Annotated in this window: 21 protein-coding genes; 8 read left to right on the forward strand and 13 right to left on the reverse strand. The window is 63.6% G+C overall.

The genetic code is table 11. The annotated features are described in order from the left end of the window. Nucleotides 1-24 precede the first annotated feature (24 nt). Nucleotides 25-1,884, forward strand: a complete 1,860-nt coding sequence (gene mutL, locus NKH63_RS09735) for a DNA mismatch repair endonuclease MutL (RefSeq protein WP_023717172.1) — start codon at nucleotides 25-27, stop codon at nucleotides 1,882-1,884. Between the two features lie 34 nt (nucleotides 1,885-1,918). On the opposite strand, the gene NKH63_RS09740 is transcribed toward mutL, so the two are convergent. Together NKH63_RS09740 and NKH63_RS09745 are read right to left on the reverse strand one after the other, a co-directional pair. Continuing rightward, nucleotides 1,919-2,737, reverse strand: coding sequence for a hypothetical protein (locus NKH63_RS09740; RefSeq protein ID WP_352481284.1), 819 nt, complete (start codon nucleotides 2,735-2,737; stop codon nucleotides 1,919-1,921). Between the two features lie 68 nt (nucleotides 2,738-2,805). Further along, entirely contained in the window at nucleotides 2,806-3,699 is an 894-nt protein-coding gene (locus NKH63_RS09745; protein ID WP_352481285.1) for a DMT family transporter, read from the reverse strand. 111 nt (nucleotides 3,700-3,810) lie between these two features. Here NKH63_RS09745 and NKH63_RS09750 point away from each other — a divergent pair, with 111 nt between their 5' ends. Together NKH63_RS09750 and NKH63_RS09755 are read left to right on the forward strand one after the other, a co-directional pair. Next, a complete protein-coding gene (locus NKH63_RS09750) occupies nucleotides 3,811-4,716 on the forward strand; it encodes a LysR family transcriptional regulator (RefSeq protein ID WP_352481286.1) in 906 nt (301 codons plus the stop codon). Between the two features lie 234 nt (nucleotides 4,717-4,950). Further along, nucleotides 4,951-5,184, forward strand: coding sequence for a DUF2093 domain-containing protein (locus NKH63_RS09755; protein ID WP_031193470.1), 234 nt, complete (start codon nucleotides 4,951-4,953; stop codon nucleotides 5,182-5,184). A 261-nt stretch (nucleotides 5,185-5,445) separates the two neighbouring features. On the opposite strand, the gene lpxK is transcribed toward NKH63_RS09755, so the two are convergent. The 7 genes from lpxK to epmA all read right to left on the reverse strand — a co-directional run bounded on the left by lpxK (nucleotide 5,446) and on the right by epmA (nucleotide 12,246). Then, the gene (gene lpxK / locus NKH63_RS09760; RefSeq protein ID WP_352481287.1) at nucleotides 5,446-6,474 is read right to left on the reverse strand and encodes a tetraacyldisaccharide 4'-kinase; all 1,029 of its coding nucleotides are present in this window, start codon (nucleotides 6,472-6,474) and stop codon (nucleotides 5,446-5,448) included. A 1-nt stretch (nucleotide 6,475) separates the two neighbouring features. Further along, nucleotides 6,476-7,792 carry a lipid IV(A) 3-deoxy-D-manno-octulosonic acid transferase gene (gene waaA / locus NKH63_RS09765; RefSeq protein WP_023717167.1) on the reverse strand — a complete coding sequence of 439 codons (1,317 nt, stop codon included), beginning with the start codon at nucleotides 7,790-7,792 and terminating at the stop codon, nucleotides 6,476-6,478. Next, nucleotides 7,789-8,568, reverse strand: a complete 780-nt coding sequence (locus NKH63_RS09770; RefSeq protein WP_023717166.1) for a lysophospholipid acyltransferase family protein — start codon at nucleotides 8,566-8,568, stop codon at nucleotides 7,789-7,791. The genes waaA and NKH63_RS09770 overlap by 4 nt, the downstream gene beginning before the upstream one ends. Before the next feature lie 5 nt (nucleotides 8,569-8,573). Beyond that, nucleotides 8,574-8,819, reverse strand: coding sequence for a DUF4170 domain-containing protein (locus NKH63_RS09775; protein WP_352481288.1), 246 nt, complete (start codon nucleotides 8,817-8,819; stop codon nucleotides 8,574-8,576). Between the two features lie 74 nt (nucleotides 8,820-8,893). Beyond that, complete coding sequence (locus NKH63_RS09780) at nucleotides 8,894-9,700, reverse strand: 3'(2'),5'-bisphosphate nucleotidase CysQ (protein WP_352481289.1); 807 nt, start codon at nucleotides 9,698-9,700, stop codon at nucleotides 8,894-8,896. Further along, the gene (locus NKH63_RS09785; RefSeq protein ID WP_023717163.1) at nucleotides 9,687-11,030 is read right to left on the reverse strand and encodes a TldD/PmbA family protein; all 1,344 of its coding nucleotides are present in this window, start codon (nucleotides 11,028-11,030) and stop codon (nucleotides 9,687-9,689) included. Before NKH63_RS09785 ends, NKH63_RS09780 begins: the two co-directional genes overlap by 14 nt. Nucleotides 11,031-11,199: 169 nt before the next feature. Beyond that, complete coding sequence (gene epmA / locus NKH63_RS09790; RefSeq protein WP_023717162.1) at nucleotides 11,200-12,246, reverse strand: EF-P lysine aminoacylase EpmA; 1,047 nt, start codon at nucleotides 12,244-12,246, stop codon at nucleotides 11,200-11,202. Between the two features lie 114 nt (nucleotides 12,247-12,360). On the opposite strand from epmA, the gene efp reads away from it, so the two are divergent. Further along, a complete protein-coding gene (gene efp / locus NKH63_RS09795) occupies nucleotides 12,361-12,927 on the forward strand; it encodes an elongation factor P (protein ID WP_023717161.1) in 567 nt (188 codons plus the stop codon). A 133-nt stretch (nucleotides 12,928-13,060) separates the two neighbouring features. Here the strand turns inward: efp and NKH63_RS09800 are convergent, their stop codons facing one another. Then, complete coding sequence (locus NKH63_RS09800) at nucleotides 13,061-14,068, reverse strand: AraC family transcriptional regulator (protein WP_352481290.1); 1,008 nt, start codon at nucleotides 14,066-14,068, stop codon at nucleotides 13,061-13,063. Between the two features lie 226 nt (nucleotides 14,069-14,294). Here NKH63_RS09800 and NKH63_RS09805 point away from each other — a divergent pair, with 226 nt between their 5' ends. From NKH63_RS09805 to NKH63_RS09820, 4 genes are all read left to right on the forward strand, one after another. Beyond that, nucleotides 14,295-15,677, forward strand: a complete 1,383-nt coding sequence (locus NKH63_RS09805; RefSeq protein WP_352481291.1) for an FAD-binding oxidoreductase — start codon at nucleotides 14,295-14,297, stop codon at nucleotides 15,675-15,677. Nucleotides 15,678-16,126: 449 nt separating this feature from the next. After that, a complete protein-coding gene (locus NKH63_RS09810) occupies nucleotides 16,127-17,197 on the forward strand; it encodes a glycosyltransferase family 2 protein (RefSeq protein WP_156948034.1) in 1,071 nt (356 codons plus the stop codon). Next, nucleotides 17,172-17,864 carry a class I SAM-dependent methyltransferase gene (locus tag NKH63_RS09815; RefSeq protein ID WP_352481292.1) on the forward strand — a complete coding sequence of 231 codons (693 nt, stop codon included), beginning with the start codon at nucleotides 17,172-17,174 and terminating at the stop codon, nucleotides 17,862-17,864. The genes NKH63_RS09810 and NKH63_RS09815 overlap by 26 nt, the downstream gene beginning before the upstream one ends. Next, the gene (locus NKH63_RS09820) at nucleotides 17,842-18,297 is read left to right on the forward strand and encodes a GtrA family protein (protein WP_352481293.1); all 456 of its coding nucleotides are present in this window, start codon (nucleotides 17,842-17,844) and stop codon (nucleotides 18,295-18,297) included. Before NKH63_RS09815 ends, NKH63_RS09820 begins: the two co-directional genes overlap by 23 nt. Here NKH63_RS09820 and NKH63_RS09825 read toward each other — a convergent pair. The 3 genes from NKH63_RS09825 to NKH63_RS09835 form a co-directional block, all read right to left on the reverse strand. Next, nucleotides 18,294-18,926, reverse strand: a complete 633-nt coding sequence (locus NKH63_RS09825; protein ID WP_023717155.1) for a hypothetical protein — start codon at nucleotides 18,924-18,926, stop codon at nucleotides 18,294-18,296. The genes NKH63_RS09820 and NKH63_RS09825 overlap by 4 nt on opposite strands. Further along, entirely contained in the window at nucleotides 18,913-20,076 is a 1,164-nt protein-coding gene (locus NKH63_RS09830; protein WP_023717154.1) for a putative hexosyltransferase, read from the reverse strand. Before NKH63_RS09830 ends, NKH63_RS09825 begins: the two co-directional genes overlap by 14 nt. A 101-nt stretch (nucleotides 20,077-20,177) precedes the next feature. Continuing rightward, nucleotides 20,178-20,261, reverse strand: coding sequence for a hypothetical protein (locus NKH63_RS09835; RefSeq protein ID WP_352481318.1), 84 nt, complete (start codon nucleotides 20,259-20,261; stop codon nucleotides 20,178-20,180). Nucleotides 20,262-20,396 lie beyond the last annotated feature (135 nt).

Genomic DNA, 20,396 nt, shown 5'->3' on the forward strand with positions numbered 1-20,396 from the left:
CACGAATCCGCCTATAGTGCTGCCATGCCCATTCGCCAGCTTTCCGAAACGATGATCAACCAGATCGCCGCCGGCGAAGTCATCGAGCGTCCGGCAAGCGTGGTCAAGGAACTGGTCGAGAACGCGCTCGATGCCGGCGCCACGCGTGTCGAGATCGTCACCGCCGGCGGCGGGCTGAACCTGATCCGTGTCAGCGACGACGGCTCGGGCATTCCGGAAAAGGAACTGGCGCTGGCGATCGCGCGCCATTGCACCTCGAAGCTCGCCGACAACATCCACGACATCCGCTCGCTCGGCTTTCGCGGCGAGGCCTTGCCGTCGATCGGCTCGGTGGCGCGGCTGTCGATCCGCTCACGCACAGCGTCCAGTGAAAACGCCGCCGAGATCGGCATCGACGGCGGCCGCGTCTCCGCCGTCAGGCCGGCGGCGGCCAATCGCGGCACCACGGTCGAGGTGCGCGACCTGTTCTTCGCCACGCCGGCGCGGCTCAAATTCATGAAGGGTGAGCGCGCCGAAGGCTCGGCCATCGGCGACGTGGTCAAGCGCATCGCCATCGCCTTTCCCGCCGTGCGCTTCACGCTGGCCGGCCCGGACCGCTCGACGCTGGAGCTGCCGGCGACCGAGGACAGCCCGGAAGGCCGGCTGCGCCGGGTGGCACAGGTGATGGGCGCCGACTTTCCCGACAATGCGATCGCCATCGACGCGGTGCGGGACGGCGTGCACCTCGCCGGCCATGTCTCGGTGCCCTCCTTCACCCGCGCCAACGCCCTGCAGCAATATGCCTATGTCAACGGCCGCCCGGTGCGTGACAAATTGATCGCCGGCGCCATTCGCGGCGCCTTCGCCGACGTGCTGCCGCGCGACCGCCATGCCGTCACCGTGCTGTTCCTGACGCTCGATCCGGCGATCGTCGACGTCAACGTCCATCCGGCCAAGGCCGACGTGCGCTTCCGCGATCCGGGGCTGGTGCGCGGCCTGATCGTCGGCGCCATCCGCGAAGCACTGGCCCATGCCGGGATCCGCGCCGCCACCACCGGTGCCGCCGGCATGATGGCAGCGTTCCGGCCGGGCGCCGCATCCTATGCGCATGGCGGCCCGGCCAACGGTCACCGCAGTTACGAGGCCGCCTATCGGGCGTCGGGCTTTGCGGGTTTCGACCCTGCCCGTTCGCCGCAGCGGCCGCTCGATATGGGCTCTGCAAATGGCGGCTTCGGCGAGGACGAGCAGGCGGCCTTCGACGCCGGCCCACTGCACAGTGCCGACGCGCGCGCCGGACAGGATCAGGCGGCAGAGACGCTGCTCGGCACGGCATTGGGCGCGGCGCGCGCGCAAGTGCATGAGAACTACATCGTCGCCCAGACCAGGGATTCGCTTGTCATCGTCGACCAGCATGCGGCGCATGAGCGACTGGTTTACGAGGCCTTGAAGAACGCCCTCCACTCACGCGCGGTGCCGTCGCAGATGCTGCTGCTGCCCGAGATTGTCGACCTGCCGGAGGAAGACGCCGAGCGGCTTGCCATGCACTCCGAGACGCTGGCCCGCTTCGGCCTCGGCATCGAGCGCTTCGGCCCAGGCGCCGTTGCGGTGCGCGAGACGCCGTCGATGCTCGGCGAGACCAACGTCCAGCAGCTGGTGCGCGACCTCGCCGACGAGATCGCCGACAATGACACGGTCGGCACGCTGAAGGAGCGGCTGGACAGGATAGCCGCGACCATGGCCTGCCACGGCTCGGTACGTTCCGGCCGCCTGCTCAAACCGGAAGAGATGAACGCTCTGCTGCGCCAGATGGAGGCGACGCCCGGCTCCGGCACCTGCAACCACGGCCGCCCGACCTACATCGAACTCAAGCTGGCGGATATCGAGAGGCTGTTCGGGCGACGGTAAGCATTACCTGGGCAACGCCAAGCGAGGCACCCGCTCAATTCGCCAATTGATGATACTTCTTAGTTTTAAGAGAGAAAACATAGTCCATTGTATAGCCAGCGCCGCCGCCACGAAAGTTTACTGAAATGATCTCGGCGATTTTTTCCGTCTGTTTTTGAACATTCATGTAGATTGGCGTCATCAGCATTCCCGCGTCGCAATTGTCGTCATCGAACTCGATCTCTTGATAGACTTTCTTGCTTCGCTTGCCGATGACTTGCAATTTTCGCATGCAAATTCCGGCTTCGGTTTTCGCGTAGATGCCTGAAAACCTGTCGGTGTCGGTCTGCGCCCAGAACGGGATCTCAACGGTTCCGTCAATCTTCCCGTCGCCGGTATCGTCCAGGCTCGCAACTTTCTTGAGCGTGACGGGATGTTTGTCCGCACCCTTGCTCCAGGTTCCTGTTGCGCCGCTTTCACCAATGTCGAGAGAAAATGGGCATCCACTGGTGTCGACGGGCGTTTTCGAACCCATGACCAGCACCCGGTCGAATTCCTTGTCGTCCGCAATCTCGCAAAGGGATACGCTGGTGCCGTTGATCTTGCCGTACACTTCTATCGGGCTTTGCTTCGCGTCGTAGAAATAGCTCCCCTCGACCGTAATCCCGCTGCCGAAACTGTCATTCCTCTGCAGCGACAGATGGACTGGGTTAGGCCGAATGAAACCTTCGTAGTTTTCGATCTGATACCAACCCGCGACGGCATTTTGGCTGAACAGCAACAAGAAAAAAATTGCGGAGATAAACTGCATTCCCATGTCGACCCCTCGCCATGCTTCGCAAACGCAATCAACATAGACGCCGGCCTGGCTCATGTCTGCATCGCAATGGTCGTCAGTAACGGCTCATGGTTTGAGTCGGGAAAAAGCTTCAATTATCTGAATCATCTCTTCAAATTCACCACGATAACGCCGCCGAGCGCCAGTGCGCCGCCGAGGATGCCGAACAGCGTCGGCACCTCGCCAAGCCAGAAGAAGCCGATCAGCGTCGCCACCGGCGACACCAGATAGAGGAAGTTCGAGGCACGCGCCGCGGGCAGTCGGGAAAGTGCTGTTGCCCAGGCAGCGTAGGCGATGAGGCTGGGCACGATGCCGAGAAAGATGACGGCGCCGAGCCCGGCGGTATCGGCGACCGCTGCCTGCGCCAGACCGCTCGGCAGGAATGGCGACAGGCAGAGCGCGCCAAGCACCATGTTCGAGGCCGAGATGGTCAGCGGGTGGTGGCGACCAAACAGCGGCTTCTGAACGATGGTGTTGACGGCCGAGCACAGCGCCGAGCCGAGGACAAGCAGCGCACCATTGTTGAAATGCAAGCCTTGCCCCTCGCCCATGGCGATGATGCCGATACCGGCGAAGGACAGGAATGTGCCGGCCCAGGCCAGGCCTGAGAAGCGTTCGCCGAGCAGCGCCATGGCCATGATCGCAGTGAAGATCGGGCTGATATTGATGATGAAGCCGGCCGCACCTGCCGAAACGGTCAGCTCGCCGAAATTGAGCATCACAGTGTAGAGCGCGACGAAGACGGCACCACCGAAGACAAAGCGCCAGAGTTCGTCGAGCCTGGGCAGAGCCGGCCGCTTGACCGCGAGAAAGATCGCCGCCGGAACCGCGGCGATGGCAAAGCGCAACGCGCCAAGTTCCAGCGGCCCGAAGGCGGCAAGGCCGGCGCGGATCGCCGGAAAGGCCGAAGCCCAGCCGACCACCGTCAGCGCCACCGCGATGGCAGCTGTGGCATCCATACGCTGTGTCGTATTCAACGTGCCGGTATAGACGCTCATCTCGGTGTCCTCGCGATCCAATGCCATGAAGTAGAGAAACGCTATTGCGCGTCGATTGACAAACGAACAAATCGAGTATCACCTGTGACTATGGATCACAGCTCAGACTCGATGCTGCCGCTTGAAACCCTGCGCGCCTTCGATGCCGCGGCGCGGGCAGGCAGCTTTTCGGCGGCGGCCGAGAAGCTCAACATCACCCATGGCGCCGTCAGCAGGCAGATCGCCAAGCTCGAGAACTGGCTCGGGCTGAAAGTCTTCGATCGCGGCGCGCGCGGCGTCTCGCTGACCGTCGAGGGCAATCGCCTGCATCTGCGCACCACCGAAGCCTTCGCCCTGATCGCCAGCAATTCGGATCGCTGGGTCGAGCCGCGCGGCACGGCGGTGGTGCGGCTGACCTCGATCCCCTCGGTCAGCGGGCTGTGGTTGATGCCGCGCATGGCGGCGCTGGAGAACCACCCGTCCAAGCTGCGCATCGTGCTCGACGTCGACATCCGCCAGGGCGATCTTGCCGACGAGGGCATCGACCTGTCGATCCGCTGCGGGCGCGGCCGCATTCCGGGCCGGATCTCGGTGCAGCTTTTCGAAGAATATGTGTTCCCGGTCGCCTCGCCGGAATTAGCCAGGGAGATCGGCCGCGGCGATCCGGCCCGGCTGCTCGAATTTCCGGTGATCAACGATTCCGACGCTTCGGCGTGGCGCGCCTGGTTTGCGGCGCAGGAGATGGACTATCGGCCGCGGCCGCACGACCGCCGTTTCGAGGATTACAACCTCGTGCTCGACGCCGCCGCGCACGGGCTCGGCATTGCGCTGGCGCGTCCGCCATTGACGGTGGACCAATTGAAATCGGGCCGCATCGTCGCCGTAGACGAGCGCCGTGCCCTCAGTCCGATATCCTACTGGCTCGACCGGCCGCTGGGGCGGCCGCGCGCCGCGGCAGCCGAACTTGCTCGTCGCATCGCAGTCCAGGCCGGGCTGCCAGCGGAGAGGATCGAAGAGTTTATCATCGCCGAAGAATGAGATGCCTGAAGCGCGTCGCGTTCGACCGGCCTCATGCGACGCGCTTCAGGTTCTTGTGTTTATGCATGTCGTTATCGCAAAACCGCTGCACACTTTTGCGCGACATGCATTGGCATCCGCTTTGCCGGCTTGTTCGAGCAAGTGTCACCAGAAACAGAACCAGGCAAGGCCAACCAAGCTTGACCTCGCCGCAATTTGTGGCGATGACATCGTCATGAATTTCGGCTCCACCCCATGATGAACCGTTTCGAAGGCCCCGGCGGCAAGGAAGCCCGCATCCGCTATCTCGACGGCGACTTCCAGGTGACCAGCCCCGGCGCCTTCGTTCGCTGTGCGGTGACCGGCGAGAGCATCCCGCTCGACGAGCTCAAATATTGGAGTGTCGCCAGGCAGGAACCCTATCTGAATGCCGCTGCATCATTGCGCCGCGAGATCGAAGCGCATCCGGAACTGCGCCGCCGACGGTAGTCTGACGCAAATGCAAGTCGCCCCGTTGCGATCCTTCGCGCGCCGTCTCCTGCCGGCAACGTCAAGCCAGCGACACCGAAACCTTAGAAGTTATCTTGAAATAAAAAACCCGCCTCGGGGCTCGAGGGCGGGTCGTCGGCGAATCATCACCATACCTAAATTACTAGCATAGCTGCCGGCACAAAGCAAGAACAAAATACACTCGACCCGCGGAAAGATGCAAATTCCAGTCCCCACATCGCCTCGGTCTCAAGCTGCCGGTCAGCCTTTAAGCCTGCGCTGCCGCCAGGCATCCAGCGTTTCGTCGATGATGCGTTGCGGCACATGGTCGAGCTCGAAGACGGTGTCGATCTCCAGCACATCGAGCCGGTCGAGGAATTCCGGCGGCGCTGCGCCGTGACGCAGGCGGGCAGCATCCTTGGCAGTGGTAATCAGGCCAAGCCCGGCTTTACGTGCCGTCGCCGCCAATTCGGCAAGCTCGTCCGCGCTGTAGAAATGATGGTCAGGAAACGGTCGGGTCAGCGCAAGCTCGCCGCCGGCCTCGGCTACGGTGTCGAAAAACTTGTCGGGATGGCCGATGCCGGCGAACGCCAGGAACCGCCTGCCGGCCAGCGTCACCGTGCTGCTCGGGGCGGTGTGCGCCTCGAAGATCGGCCTGCCGGCGCGCGCTGCCTGGCGCACGACCGTATCGGCCGCGGTGCCCTCGCCCATCTTCAGCAAGCCGCTGGTGAAGACCAGCTGGTCGACGATGTTCGCCCGTAGCGGTCCGCCGGGGATGACGCGGCCATTGCCGATGCCATGGCGCGCGTCGACGACGACCAGCGCATAATCGATGTGGATGCGCGCGCTCTGAAAACCGTCATCCATGATCAGGAAATCGCAGCCGAGCTTCTCCAGCAGAAGCCTGGCGCCGGCGGCCCGGTTCGGCGTCACCGCGACCGGCGCATGTTCGGCCAGAAGCAGCGGCTCGTCGCCGACATGCTTGGCGGCGTCATGGTGCGGATCGACGATATGTGGCTGCGCGAAGGAGCCGCCATGGCCGCGCGACAGGAAACCCGGATTGAGCTGCATGCGCCGGGCCTGCTCGGCCAATGCGATCGCCACTGGCGTCTTGCCGGTGCCGCCGACCGTGAAGTTGCCGATGCAGAGCACCGGCGCCTCGACTTTTTCGCGCGGCGCGTGCCGCATGCGGCGACCGGCGATAAGCGCATAGATGGCGGAAAGCGGTGACAGCGCCATGACCCGCCAGTCCGGCTCTTCCCACCAGAAGGGCGGCGCTTCCGAGGTCACGTCAGCGCCCGTTCGCGCCCTTCAGGCGCGACTTGACAACCAGCGGCTGGATATAGGGCTCGAGCGACCTGAGCGTATGTGCCAGCGCACCGCGCATCTCGTCGACGGTCGCCGCACCCGCCGCCATCATTTCGTGACGAGCCACCTCGTTGGTCAAAAGGAAATTGACGGCGCCGGCCAGCATATCGCGGTCGCGCACCAGCTTGGCGCCGCCACTGTCGAGCAGGCGCTGATAGGCCTCGCGAAAATTCTGGACGTTGCGGCCGGCAAGCACCGCTGTCTCCAGCATGGCCGGTTCCAGCGGGTTTTGGCCGCCCTCGGAAGTCAGCGAACGGCCGACAAAGGCAATTTCCGTCAGCCTCAGATAAAGCCCCATCTCGCCGATCGTGTCGCCGAGCAGAATATCGGTATCGGCGGTGATCCTGTCGCCCTTGCTGCGCTGCGCCAGCTTCAGGCCCATGCCGGAAATCTGGGCGGCCAGCTGCCCGGCGCGTTCGGGATGGCGCGGCACGATGATCGTCAAAAGCCCGTGGTGCCGCTTGTGCAGCATGGCGTGAACTTCGGCCGCGACCGCCTCTTCGCCGTCATGGGTCGAAATCGCCGCCCAGGTCGGGCGAGCGCCGATCTGGCGTTTCAGCGCCGCCAGTGCCCGTTCGTCGGCCGGCGGCGGCGCGGTGTCGACCTTGAGATTGCCGGACACGGTGACCGGCCGGGCGCCGAGCGAAAGGAAGCGCTCGCCATCGAGATCCGACTGGGCGACGACATGGGCGAGATTTTCGAACAATGCTTCGGCGATGTTGGCGCGCTTCTTCCAGGATTTGAAGGAGCGGTCGGACAGCCTGCCATTGACCAGAACCTGCGGCACGCGGCGGGCGCCAAGTTCCAGGATGGTCATCGGCCAGATCTCCGATTCGGCGATGATCGCCAGGTCCGGTTGCCAATGATCGAGGAAGCGGCTGACCGCCGGCTTGAGGTCGAGCGGCACATATTGGTGGATGATGCGGCCGCCCAGCCGTTCTTCGGCGACCTGCGCCGAGGTGACGGTGCCCGTCGTCAGCACGATGTTGACGCCGTAGTCGAGAATGCTCTCGACCAGCGGCACGACGGCGATGGTCTCGCCGACGCTGGCTGCATGGATCCAGATCACTGGGCCTTCGGGGCGCTCGCGTCCGGCGACGCCGTAGCGCTCGCGCCGGCGAATGCGATCCTCCTTGCCTCTGGATGTGCGCCAGGCGACATAAGGTCCGACCAGCGGGTAGGCGGCGGCCCCGGCGAAGCGGTATGCCGTCAGGAAGGCGCGCGCCCAGCGCATACTCATTTCGAACCGTCCACAAGGCGATAGGCCTCGGCGGTCGCGGCATTGAGCGAGGCCGTGACCTCCTGGCGCTTGCGTTCCATTTCCGCGGCGTCTGCGTTGGCCGGCACGAAGACAGGCGTGCCGACGACAATCGAGGAGCGGCCGAAGGGCAAGTTGATCGTCGTCTTGTCCCAGCTGCCCTCGATCACCTTGCGGCGGCTGGTGGCAATCGCGGCAGGCAGGATCGGCCGGCCGGACAGCCGCGCCAGGAGGACGACGCCGAGCCCCGCATCGCGCGGCGTGCCGTGGGGAATATCAGCAATCATGGCGACATTCTTGCCGGTGGCGAGCGACTTTTTGAGGGCGATGAGCGCCTTGGCGCCGCCCTTGTCGAGATGCCTTGCGCTTTCGCGCCCGCCAGAGCCGCGCACCGCCTCGATGCCGAATTTCTCGACCATCAGCGCGTTGAGCTCGGCATCGGCGCTGCGCGACACCATGGCAACCAGTGGCCGTCCCTTGGGATAATAGGCCGGCGTCAGCAGATGCTGGCCGTGCCAGAGCGCGATGATGCCGGGCTCGAGCTGCGCATAGGCGCCGCCGGAAAACTTCGCCGATCCGTCGACCATGCGGTTGGTCAGGCGGACAAGGCGGACGAAATACGCAAACAGCGCGGCAAGCGCATTCTTGACGAATCGCGACTGCGCCAGCGGTTCGCGGATCTTGCGCCAGAATGTCTTCGGCTTGCGACGTCTGACCGCCGACCGCGGGGCTGATCGCTTGACCGCTTCATGGTTCATCGATGTCAACCGGCAGCCTTGTTTTCGGGGTCGAGCAGGCGGTGCAGGTGAACGACGAAATAGCGCATATGGGCATTGTCGACGCTGGCTTGTGCCTTGGCCTTCCAGATGGCGTGCGCCGATTGGTAATCCGGATAGATGCCGACGATGTCGAGCGCGTCGAGGTCGCGGAATTCGGTGCCGCCCAGCTTCTTGAGTTCGCCGCCGAACACCAGGTGCAATAGCTGTTTCTTTCCGTCTTCAGCGGCCATGTCGATCCTTCACATATCGTGAGTTTGGGACAGGTCTAGACCAAAGCCGCCGACTTTGGAACCATTGATAACGTTCAATGGTCCAGCCCGGCGATGACGCCGGCGAGCACGGCGAGGAGTTCGCCGCTGCCGGCGGCAAGCGCGCCGTGGCGGATCACTTCGCCGGCATAGAGCGGCGCGCGGCCGTGCCGATCGAGCACGGCGCCACCTGCCTCGCGCAGGATGAGGTCGGCCGCGGCGATGTCCCAGTCATGCGCGTTGGCCTTGACGAAGGTGGCATCGAGCTGGCCGCCGGCGATCATCGCCAACCGGTAGGCGAGCGAAGGAATATAGGGCACGCGCTTCAGCCGTTTGTGCCATTTCGCCGGCATCAGGTCGATCATCGCCTTCGGTCCGGCGATTTCGGCCGTTTCCGACGGCGGACGCACGCCGATGCGCTTGCCATTCAGGAATGCGCCCTCGCCCGGCAGCGCCCAATAGATTTCGCCCTTCGCCGGGCAGTCGAGCACGCCGGCAAGCGTGCGGCCGTTCTCGACCACCGCGACGCTGACGCACCATGTGGGCAGGCCTTCGAGGAAGCCGCGCGTGCCGTCGATCGGATCGACGACGAAGGTGCGGCGCGCGACAAGCCTTACCGGGTCGTCGACGGTTTCCTCCGACAACCAGCCATAGTCCGGCCGGGCCGCCAGCAAGGTCTCGCGCAGATATTTGTCGGCGGCGTGATCAGCTTCGCTGACCGGCGAGGTGCCGCCCTTCATCCACACTTGCGGATTGTTGTTGAAGTACTGCATGGCGATGAGCCCCGCCTCGCGGGCAGCGTCGCGCAGCAGCTGCAGGTCTTCAGTAGCGCCGGCCGAGACGGCCGGATCAAGCTCCGGCAAGGGTCATCCCTTCGATCAAAAGCGTGGGTGCGGCAGTGCCGAAATTGCGGTCGAGATCGCTCGCCGGAACCATGTTGAGGAACATCGTCTTCAAATTGGAGGCGATGGTCACCTCGGCAACGGGATAGGCCAGCTCGCCATTCTCTATCCAGAAGCCGGAAGCGCCGCGGCTATATTCGCCCGTCACCATGTCGACCCCCTGGCCGAACACTTCGGTGACGTAGAAGCCGGTCTCGAGCGACTTGATCAGCTCTTCCGGCGTGTTTTCCCCGGGCTCGATGGCGAGATTGGTCGACGATGGCGAGACCGACGAGCCGCTGCGCGAGCCGCGCCCATTGGTGACGAGGCCGAGTTCCCGCGCCGCCGAGGTCGACAGGAACCAGTGGTTGAGCACGCCCTTGTCGACCATGAACAATTTCTCGCCCTCGACGCCTTCGCCGTCGAAGGGGCGCGAGGCCTGGCCGCGGCGCCGGAGCGGCTCGTCGGTGACGGTGATTGCGGCCGAAGCCACCTTCTTGCCCATCATGTCGCGCAGAAAGCTGGTCTTGCGCGCCACCGCGGCGCCATTGATGGCACCGGCGAGATGGCCGGCAATGCCGCGCGCGACGCGCGGATCGAACACCACGTCGACCGGCCCGGTCGCCGCCTTGCGCGCGCCAATGCGGCGTACGGCGCGCTCACCGGCCTTGCGGCCGATGTCTTCCGGCGCGTCGAGATCGGAAAAATGCTGGCGCGAGGAGAATTCGTAATCGCGCTCCATGCCGGTGCCCTCGCCGGCGATGACGCTGGTCGAGCGCGAAAAGCGCGACGCGACATAATGGCCGACAAACCCATGCGAAGTGGCGAGCACAAGGCCGCCGAGCCCGGCGCTGGCGCCGCTGCCGGCCGAATTGGTGACGCCCTTGACGGCAAGCGCCGCCGCCTCGGCGGCAAGGGCTGCTTCCTTCAACTGGTCCGCCGATACCTCGGTGGCGTCGAACAGATCGAGATCGCGCGGCTTTTTGACCAGCAAGGCCGGATCGGCGAGACCCTGATAGGGATCTTCGGGCGACACTTTGGCCATGGCGACGGCGCGCTCAGCCAGCATATTGGGGTCGGATGCCGCCGTTGCCGAAACGCTCGCCACCCGTCTGCCGACGAAGACGCGCAACGAGACGTCCTCGCTCTCGGACGCCTCTGTGCCTTCGACCTTGCCAAGCCGCACCGACACACCGGTTGAGCGGCCGCGTACTGCAACCGCATCGGCGGCATCGGCGCCGGCCCGTTTGGCAGCCTCGACCAGGGCCGCGACGCGGTCGGTCAGTTTCGCTGCGTCGAGCGTATCGGTCATGCGCATAATCCTGTTATTTCCGGCCGGCTGAAGGGCAGCCGCTGCTGCACCATCTATTGTCCCGATGCAGCTTCTGCAATGGGAGAAGGCGCAAAGCGGGGGCATCAAGCGCCTGAACAGGGCTGCCAGTGTCAGGCAGGTGAGCGGCAATGGCGAGATCGACAATCCCTCAGGAAGCGGCCACCGGCGTCCAGATCACGTCGTCGATCCTGAGCGCGCCGGTGGCGAGCATCACCAGCCGGTCGAAGCCGAGCGCCGCGCCGCTCGCTTGCGGCGTGATGGCGAGGGCGGCGAGGAAATCCTCGTCGATCGGATAGCGTTCGCCATAGACACGCTGCTTTTCGTCCATTTCGGCGGCAAAGCGCCGGCGCTGCTCGGCCGGATCGATCAACTCGCCAAAGGCGTTGGCAAGCTCGACGCCGCAGCAATAAAGCTCAAAACGCTCGGCGGTGCGTGGATCGTCGGCGCTCGGCCTGGCCAATGCCGCCTCCGAGATCGGATATCCGAAAAGAATGGTGGCGCGCCCCTGCCCCAGCGCCGGTTCGATTTTTTCGACCATCACCCGGCTGAACAGGTCGGCCCAATTGTCGTCGGGCGCGGTCCGCAATCCGGCCTGGACCAGGGCGGCATGCAACCCCGCGCGGTCGGTGCTGCCATCGGCTGCCACAGTCGCCAGCAGATCGATGCCGGCATGGCGCATGAAGGCTTCGGCGACGCTCAACCGTTCCGGCTCGGCGAACGGGTCGGCCTCGCGGCCGCGGAAGCTAAAACGCTTTGCGCCCGCCCGTTCGGCCGCCAGCGCGACGAGCTCGGCGCAATCGCGCATCAGGCTCTCATAGGCCTCGCCGACGCGGTACCATTCGAGCATGGTGAACTCCGGATGGTGCAAGGGGCCGCGCTCACGGTTGCGCCACACAGCAGCGAGGCTGAAGATGCGCTCCTCGCCGGCGGCAAGCAGCTTCTTGCAGGCGAATTCCGGCGAAGTGTGGAGGTAGAGCGGCTGGCGCTGCCCGTCCGGCCCGATCGCCTCGGTGGCAAAGGCCGACAGATGCGCTTCATTGCCGGGCGAGATCTGCAGGGCCGATGTCTCCACCTCCACGAAGTCACGGCGGGCGAACCAGTCGCGCATGCCGGCGGCAATGGCGTTGCGCAGGATCAGCCGCGGCCGGCGGTCGGCATGGACATGCGGCGTCCACCATGGCGAAGCGGCGGTCATCGGCTTCAGGCGAATTGCACAGAGGGCTGGCGATTGCGGCCAAGATGCGCTAGGCCGCACCCAACGGCCTCTCCAGCCGATTTGCGCCAACAAATTTTATCAGGATGGAAACCCGTGAAGGTCATCGCCAGCTCCTTACGCAAAGGCAACGTCGTCGAAAAGGACGGCAAGCTTTATGTGATCCTCTTTGCCGAAAACATTCATCCTGGCAAGGGTACGCCGGTCACCCAGCTCGACATGCGGCGTATCTCCGACGGGGTTAAAGTTTCCGAGCGTTACCGCACCACCGAGCAGGTCGAGCGCGCCTATGTCGAGGAGCGCGAGCACACTTTCCTCTACCAGGACGGCGAAGGCTTTCATTTCATGAACCCGGAGAGCTACGACCAGGTGGCGGTGCCGGAGAGCGTGGTCGGCGACATGGCGCCCTACCTGGTGGAAGGCATGCCGGTGCAGATCTCGCAATACAACAGCATCGCCATCTCGCTGGTACTGCCGCAGCGCGCCACTTTCGAGGTGGTCGAGACCGAGCCGGTGACCAAGGGCCAGACGGCGTCCTCGTCCTACAAGCCGGCAACGCTGTCCAACGGCGTGCGTACCCTGGTGCCACCACACATCAGCGCCGGCACCCGCGTGGTGGTGATGACGGCGGATGGCGCGTATGTCGAGCGCGCGAAGGATTGAGGCGCGAAGCCTGAAACGCCTCGCCCTAGCGCGCCGAGGCGGCCGGTCATCGTCGACCGCTTTGTGCCAGGGGGCTTTCGAGCATTGGGACGCGGCACGCAGACCGCAGCGTCAACGCCCGGCCAGTTCTTTCCTATTGCACGACGCCAGCGGGCAATCTTTGAGCCTCGAGCAACGCCGACCGTCCCTTTCGCCAGGTGCCAGGTGGAATGCCGACGAACTTTTTGAAGGCGCGATTGAAGGCGGCTCCCGACTCGTAGCCGACCTCGGCACCCGCTTGCGCAATGCTCATTTCGGGCCGTTCGAGCAAACGTCCCGCCAGTTGCAGACGCCAGCGAGCAAGATAGTGCATCGGCGAGACCTCGACATAGTGGGTAAAGCGGCTCGCAAACGCCGTGCGCGAGAGCCCTACTTCGCGGGCGAGCCGGTCCAATGTCCATTCCTCCCTGGGGCGAGCGTGGATGAGCCGGAGCGCCTCGCCGACATGTGGATCCCGTAGGCCTGACAGCCAGCCGCGCGAATCGCCGGGGAGGGTCTCGAGATGGCGGCGGATGATCTCGACAAACATCAGCTCGCTCAGCTTGGCGAGGATCGTTTCACCGCCCGCCCGCCCACTGCCACCTTCGGCCAGCGCCAGCCGAAACAGGTCGATAACCCAGCTGCTTCCATCGGCGGGCTTGCGGGCACACAGGATGGCCGGCAATGCAGCGAGGAGAGGATTGAAGGGACGTGCATCGCAGCCAAGATACCCGCAAATGAACCGGGTCCGCTCGTCTCCCCCGCCACCATGGATCACCGCGAACGGCAGGCTCTCGTCAATCGGCCGATAATACATCGCCATATTGGGTTCGCCCCGCGCTCCGGGCGAAGAGCTCAAGACGTTCGGAACACCACCGGGGAAGACAACGACATCGCCGGCGTTCACGAGCACCGGGGGCACCGAATCGTCTGCCAGCGCGGCCCAGCACGAGCCCGACATCACGGCATGAAAAGAAATGATGTGCTCTGCCTCCGGCATGATGGCGGCGGCAATGTCGGCCGTGCCCGGCGACTCGCCGACCCAGGGAGAGCTGGCGTCGACGTCGAAATAGATCGCACCGGTGAGGCGAACGGCTCGGAGCACATCGGAAAGGACATCCATGCACTACACCTCCGGAAACGATCGGCTACTCCCTTTGACAACGAGTTTTTCGGCCAGGCATCTCGAACTATCCGGCAATACAGCCGCCCGAGCAACTACCCATCCGGTCTAATCCTACTCTGAACGATCGGGCAACAGAAATGGACGATGTGACATTTGCGGGAACAGCGGACGGGATTAGCGTTTCATCGACCGGCCGACAGGTCCAATAACAGGGAGGAATGTCATGCACGATGAAGACATCACCAAATTCGCAGCAAGCCTGCGGGGCGAAGTCATCCGGACCGGCGACGCCCGCTATGATGAGGCCCGCAAGCTCTACAACGGCATGATCGACAAGCGGCCGCTGATCATCGCCCGCTGTGTGGACGTGGCCGACGTGATCACAGCGGTGAATTTCGGCCGCGACAACAATTTGCTGGTTGCGGTACGTGGCGGCGGCCATAACGGACCAGGATTGGGGAGTTGCGACGACGGTCTGGTGATCGACCTGTCGGCGATGAACGGCGTGCGTGTCGATCCGGATGCCCGTACGGCGCGGGTGGGTCCGGGCTGCACTCAGGGCGACCTCGACCACGCAACCCATGCCTTTGGCCTGGCCGTACCGGCGGGCATCATCTCGACCACCGGGGTCGCCGGACTGACGCTGAGCGGCGGCCATGGCTATCTGACGCGCAAATATGGCCTGACCATCGACAATCTGGTCGAGGCCGATGTCGTGCTTGCCGACGGCAGCTTCGTCACCGCCAGCAAGGAGCGGAACCCTAGCCTGTTCTGGGCGCTTCGCGGCGGCGGCGGCAATTTCGGCGTCGTCACCAGCTTTGTGTTCAAGCTCCACCAGGTCAGCATGGTCTTTGCGGGGCCGATCGCATGGGATCAGCGCCAGGCCCGCACCATCATGCAGCATTATCGCGAGTTCCTGCCGCGCGCGCCCGAGGAACTCGGGATCTTCCTCGGGCTCAAGACGATCCTGTCGAGCGCACCGTTCCCGGAAGAGTTTTGGGGAAAGCGGATGTGTCTGCTGATGTGTTGCTACAACGGCCCGGAGGAAAAGGGCAGAGAGGCGCTGGCTCCGCTACTCGATGCGCTCCCCGCGCCCTGGTTCAATTGGATGGGAATGATGCCCTATCCCGCGGTGCAGAGCATGTTCGATGGGCTCTACCCGAAGGGGATGCAGTGGTATTGGCGGGGCGATTTTGTCAAGACGCTGTCCGACGAGGCGATCGACGCTCATCTCGAGCAGGCGGCGAAAACACCGAGCGAGCTATCGCTCATGCATCTCTATCCGATCGACGGCGCGGTCCATCGCGTCGGCAAAGACGAGACACCCTGGAATTACCGTGATGCGACCTGGTCGATGGTCATCGCCGGGATCGATCCGGACCCACAGAAAGCGGGGCCGGTGACGCGCTGGACCAAGGCCTACTGGGAGGCCGTGCATCCGTTCGATCTGGGTGGCGCCTATCTGAACTTCATGATGGATGACGAGGGCGAGGGAAGGCTCAAGGCGGCTTATGGCGATAACTACGAGCGCCTGGCCTCGCTAAAGAAGAAATACGACCCGAACAACCTCTTCCGGGTGAACCAAAACATCCGGCCGGCCGCTTGACGGCCGCCCTCGTCTGGCCAGCACCAGCAAGTGTTGTATCGTACCGGCCGGACCAGCTAAGGCCCGGCCGGTACGATAGGTTCCGGCCAGGACGCTCGGCGGCCTACAAGCGCGATACTCGGCCGGGCTCGGCGACCATGTTCCATGAGCCATGTCTGACATGCGTCGAAGCGGTCGGCCCGCACGCTCAGGTCACCCGTAGTGCTGCTTCAACAGGCAAGTCCGGGAGCAGGCAATGCGGTCAACGGGTTATGCCTCAGCGACTGCTTCTCGCCAGGCCGATCGCGCCGGCAGCCTACCGATAATTTCACGCTTCGATGCGGACGTCCGACGTCACCACGACACCCTTCAGTCCTCCTCGAGGATCGGTATCCCCTTCAGAACTAACTAAATTAGCAGTTTCTTAATTGCCTTTGGAACTTTGTAGCTTGCGTTCCATTTTCAACCGCATGCGAGAGTCTGTGGTCCAAGGCCCGGGAATAACGGTGAACAGGTCACCGCCGCGCTACTCGCTGGTCCTGCCCGTATACAATGAAGAACAGGTGCTGCCTCGGCTGATCGAGCGGATCAGTTCGCTTATCGGCCGGCTGGACGGCGAAACGGAGGCCATCTTCGTCGATGACGGAAGCCGCGATGGAAGCGTCGAATACCTTCAAAAAGTGGTCGCCGCCGAGCCGCGCTTTCGGCTGATCGAATTTTCCCGCAATTTCGGCCACCAGGTGGCGATTACCGCCGGCATGGACGCCGCTGCGGGCGATGCCGTCATCGTCATGGATGCGGACCTGCAGGATCCGCCGGAAGTCGTTCTCGATCTGGTGGCTAAGTGGAAGGAAGGTTTCGAGATCGTCTACGCCCGCCGGGTCAAGCGCGAGGGCGAATCCTGGTTCAAGCGCTTTACGGCAAGTCTTTTCTATCGCCTGCTGGAGAAAATGACGTCGGTCGATATTCCGCGCGACGTCGGCGACTTCCGCCTAGTCGGCCGCAAGGCGCTGGAAACCTTCAAGCGTATGCCCGAACATGACCGCTTCGTCAGGGGCATGTTCGGCTGGATGGGGTTCAAGCAGACGGCCGTGCCATTTGAGCGCCACGCACGAACCCTGGGCCAGACCAAATACCCGTTCTGGAAGATGATGCACCTTGCGGTTCACGGCATCGTCAGTTTCTCCGAGAAGCCGTTGCGCCTGGCGCTCTGGGGCGGGTTGGTCATTTCCGCGCTTGCGGGGGTCTTTGGCGCCTACGCCATCTTTGCCTGGTTTTTTGAAACCGGGATCATTGCCGGGTGGACATCCACGGTGGTGATCGTGTCGCTCCTGTGCGGGATCAACCTTTTCATGACCGGCGTGGTCGGACTCTACGTCGGCAGCATCCACGCCGAGGTGAAACGCCGCCCGCTTTATGTCATCGATCGGCTCACCGGCTTCGACGAGTCGATGCGTGCCGCCTCCGGTGAGCGCCGCCGATCGTTTCACAAACCCAGGAGTGGAGTCCCCGCCAATGGCCGAACTCTTCGACAGCTATAAATCCAACTATGGCGAGGCGGTCGAAGGGTCCATCCGGTTTTCCGGACTCAGCCACGACTTCTTCCTTGTCGCCAAGGCGGATCTGCTGCGGCGTCTGGTCTTCGAGCGAAAGCTTCGGCAGGGTGGGTCGGCTGTAAGGGCGCTGGATGTCGGCTGCGGCGTCGGTTCGCTCCACCCCTACCTCGACGGTGCTTTCGACAGCGTCGATGGTTGCGATGTCTCGCAAGAATCGATTTTGCACGCCAGCCAACACAATCCGCGTGTGGCCTACAAGACCTGCAGCACTCAGGGGCTGCCTTACGAGGACGGCACGTTCGATCTGGCTTTCGCCAGTTGCGTCGTCCATCACGTTCCGCCCTCCTCCTGGCTCGATTTCTTCCTGGAAATGCGGCGCGTCGTACGGCCGGGCGGCGTCGCCTGCATTATCGAGCACAATCCCTACAATCCACTGACGCGCCTTGCTGTGTTCCGGTGTCCGTTCGATCACGACGCGGTTCTGCTCAACGCCGCCAAAGCGAGGTCCGTTTTTCAGGAAACAGGCTTCCGGGACATCCGCTCCGAGCATTTCCTGCTGCTGCCATCGGCAAGGCCCTTGGCCAGAAGGGTCGAGCGGGTATTCGCGCCTTTGCCGCTTGGAGCGCAGTATGCGTGTAGTGCGCGTGTCTGAGCGCCGTTCAACCGGCGACGCCGGGCTGAGGGTGCTGGCGCGCTTCGGGTCGGTCGGCATCGCCGCAACGATCCTTTATGCAGTGATGGCCACCGCTTTGGTAAAATGGCAACGGTTCGGCCTCTCGCCGGTCGGTGCCTCGCTCGCGGCTTACACCGCAGCCGCCCTGTTTTCTTATCTCGCGCATAAGTTCGTGACTTTCGCGTCGAGCGGATCGCATCGATCGGAAGCTCCGCGTTTTTTCTTGCTGACGGCGACAGGGTTCGCCGTTGCCTACGCGGCGCCGGCGGTTTTGACGGCCAAACTCGGCCTGCCGCCGATCATCGCCATTCTGGTTACATGCTTGCTTGTTCCAGCGGTCAATCTTCTCATGCTCGACCGGTGGGTTTTTGCGCAGCGAAGACCCGGCCAGCAACGTGATCGCCCGCCCTAACCCGGCTCAACAGGATCGAGCCGGAACGACAACAATTTGATGGCGCGCTTGTAGATGTTGCTGGCGGCCGAACTTGGCGGAATGCCGTCGAGGTAGTCGAAGGCGACATCGAGTATCCTGGCCTCGGCGAGGGCCGCCGTTGGAATGACGAACGAGACCGTTCGCGGCTCTTTGCCGGACAGCGTCACCGCATGCACCCGAACGCCATTCACCGAAATAATAATCCGCTGCGTGACCTGCGGCGGGCGAATGGCGGCGGCCATTTGCAGCGTGGCCGTCACACTGTCGTGGAGCGGCGGTATCTTCAGCCGAAGCCGCGAGGTCTCGCCTAGGGAATGGGTGCCGTCGGCAACGGGTCCCGACCAGCCGCAGACCCTCATGCCGGCTGCCTTTTTGGCTCCGTCGGACCGGAACGACACCGTCTCGCCTAGGGTATAGCTGCCGACCGCATCGCGATTGAGGCAGGTCGTCGTCCGGTCAATGTAATAGGCGCGATAATCGGCGTTGACATTCGGATTGAGAGCAAGCGCAAGAATGACGATTTCCGTTCCCGCCAGAACCGCCGCCAGCGCGTAGCTGGCAAGCCTGGCCCCGCGCAGATACCGGCCCGAAATGTCAGACCAGGGCAAGATAGCCTCCGATCCATGCCACGGTCATGAAATAACAGGCGCCCAGGAAGAGAGCCAGAGCCGCAAGAAAAGTCAGCTTCGACGCCGACGACAGCATGGCCAGCAATATTGTCAGAGGTGCAAGCCCAACGACGTATCTGACCATCGAGGCCAGGTTCGTGATCAGCGGCAGGATGATGCAGCAGGCGCAGAACAACGCGGCGCCATATTGCCTGCGAACCGCCAGAACCGCCGATAGCGCCAGTCCGATGAGTGCGGCGAGCGCGCTCCATTGCGGCGCCGTGGGCAGCCATCCAGTTGTCGGAACGGCCGAAAACCCGTCCCATATAAAGGCGAGCGGATTGCCCGGCACCCGTCCAAACGCGCGCTGCACGTGCAGGAAGGCAAAGCCGTCGCCGATGGTCAGATAGAGAAACAGGATGTAGGCGAATAGGCCGGCTGGCGAGATGAAGATGGCGACGAGCAGATCCGGTCGGCCAAGCAGCCAACGCGGGAACGACAGCGTCGATCCGCCCTTTGCGCGGTAATCCGTGAACATCTGAATGACGGTCGCGAATACAACGAGCACCCCGACGAGCCTGGTTGCCGACAGGAGAGCCGATGACAGTCCCGCAGCCAGATAGCTGGAGCGTTTGAGCGCCAGAAAAACGCACGAAGTCAGGAGTACGAAAAGAGGTTCGGTCAGGAAAGTCGTGAAGTGATAGGAGAACGGGCCGCTGAGCAGGAAGGCGCAATACAGAACATAAGCGCGCATGTTCTTCTCGAGCAGTGGCCACGCCACCAGACAGGCGGCATAGCTGCACGCAATCGATGTGATCGACGCGACGAGTATCGTCGGAAAGCGGAAAACAGACCGGATTGCCGCCACCAGCATCGGATAGAGCGGGAAGAAGCCCCAGCGTCCGACATTGCTCTGGCCTGGAATGGGAAAGCGCTCATAGCCGTGTTCGGAAATGCCGACATACCACGCGCAATCCCAGCGGCAGAGCGCCTGGGCATAGGCCGCGAAGCCGGGTTCTGCCGAAACCGAAGCAAATGCGGCATAGCGAATGGCCAGCCCACTGACGACGAAAGCCAACGGCACCGCGACGACGGCTACCGCAACAAAGCGGCCACCGGCGTTCGGACGCGCGACAGCTTCGAGCGCCAAAATCTGCCTCCACCCGTTCAAATGGCAGGCGCCACTCAAAGCTAGATGACGCGCGCCCCGGCGAATTCAAGGCGTGCACGCGGCTCAAATTGGCGATACCGCTATCCGGCGCTTCTGAGCCAGACCAGCATCTCGCCGGGGTCGCGGTTGTGCCAGGCGAAATGCGGCACGGCGCCGACTTTCACTTCCTCGACCGCCGGCGGTTCGGTGCGGTAGAGCCCCTTTCCAGTTTTCGAAAGTCTCCTTTTGGCAATCGCCGAAAGCGTGACGCCGCCGCCCAGACGGTTCGCTGCTTGTGTGCCTCGATCTCAGCCGTTCGC

Source organism: Mesorhizobium sp. M0960 (genome assembly GCF_040319055.1).
In the GTDB taxonomy this organism is placed as follows: Bacteria; Pseudomonadota; Alphaproteobacteria; order Rhizobiales; family Rhizobiaceae; genus Mesorhizobium.

Excerpts from the sequence above, each read along its gene's own strand:
- NKH63_RS09800 (WP_352481290.1), bottom strand. The coding sequence starts at position 14,068 with ATGGATGTCCTTTCCGATGTGCTCCGAGCCGTTCGCCTCACCGGTGCG.
- NKH63_RS09755 (WP_031193470.1), top strand. The coding sequence starts at position 4,951 with ATGATGAACCGTTTCGAAGGCCCCGGCGGCAAGGAAGCCCGCATCCGC.
- NKH63_RS09820 (WP_352481293.1), top strand. The coding sequence starts at position 17,842 with ATGCGTGTAGTGCGCGTGTCTGAGCGCCGTTCAACCGGCGACGCCGGG.
- NKH63_RS09810 (WP_156948034.1), top strand. The coding sequence starts at position 16,127 with ATGCGAGAGTCTGTGGTCCAAGGCCCGGGAATAACGGTGAACAGGTCA.
- mutL (WP_023717172.1), top strand. The coding sequence starts at position 25 with ATGCCCATTCGCCAGCTTTCCGAAACGATGATCAACCAGATCGCCGCC.
- waaA (WP_023717167.1), bottom strand. The coding sequence starts at position 7,792 with ATGAGTATGCGCTGGGCGCGCGCCTTCCTGACGGCATACCGCTTCGCC.
- NKH63_RS09815 (WP_352481292.1), top strand. The coding sequence starts at position 17,172 with ATGGCCGAACTCTTCGACAGCTATAAATCCAACTATGGCGAGGCGGTC.
- NKH63_RS09775 (WP_352481288.1), bottom strand. The coding sequence starts at position 8,819 with ATGGCCGCTGAAGACGGAAAGAAACAGCTATTGCACCTGGTGTTCGGC.
- NKH63_RS09785 (WP_023717163.1), bottom strand. The coding sequence starts at position 11,030 with ATGACCGATACGCTCGACGCAGCGAAACTGACCGACCGCGTCGCGGCC.
- NKH63_RS09740 (WP_352481284.1), bottom strand. The coding sequence starts at position 2,737 with ATGAGCCAGGCCGGCGTCTATGTTGATTGCGTTTGCGAAGCATGGCGA.
- NKH63_RS09745 (WP_352481285.1), bottom strand. The coding sequence starts at position 3,699 with ATGAGCGTCTATACCGGCACGTTGAATACGACACAGCGTATGGATGCC.
- NKH63_RS09805 (WP_352481291.1), top strand. The coding sequence starts at position 14,295 with ATGCACGATGAAGACATCACCAAATTCGCAGCAAGCCTGCGGGGCGAA.
- NKH63_RS09770 (WP_023717166.1), bottom strand. The coding sequence starts at position 8,568 with ATGAACCATGAAGCGGTCAAGCGATCAGCCCCGCGGTCGGCGGTCAGA.
- NKH63_RS09750 (WP_352481286.1), top strand. The coding sequence starts at position 3,811 with ATGCTGCCGCTTGAAACCCTGCGCGCCTTCGATGCCGCGGCGCGGGCA.
- epmA (WP_023717162.1), bottom strand. The coding sequence starts at position 12,246 with ATGACCGCCGCTTCGCCATGGTGGACGCCGCATGTCCATGCCGACCGC.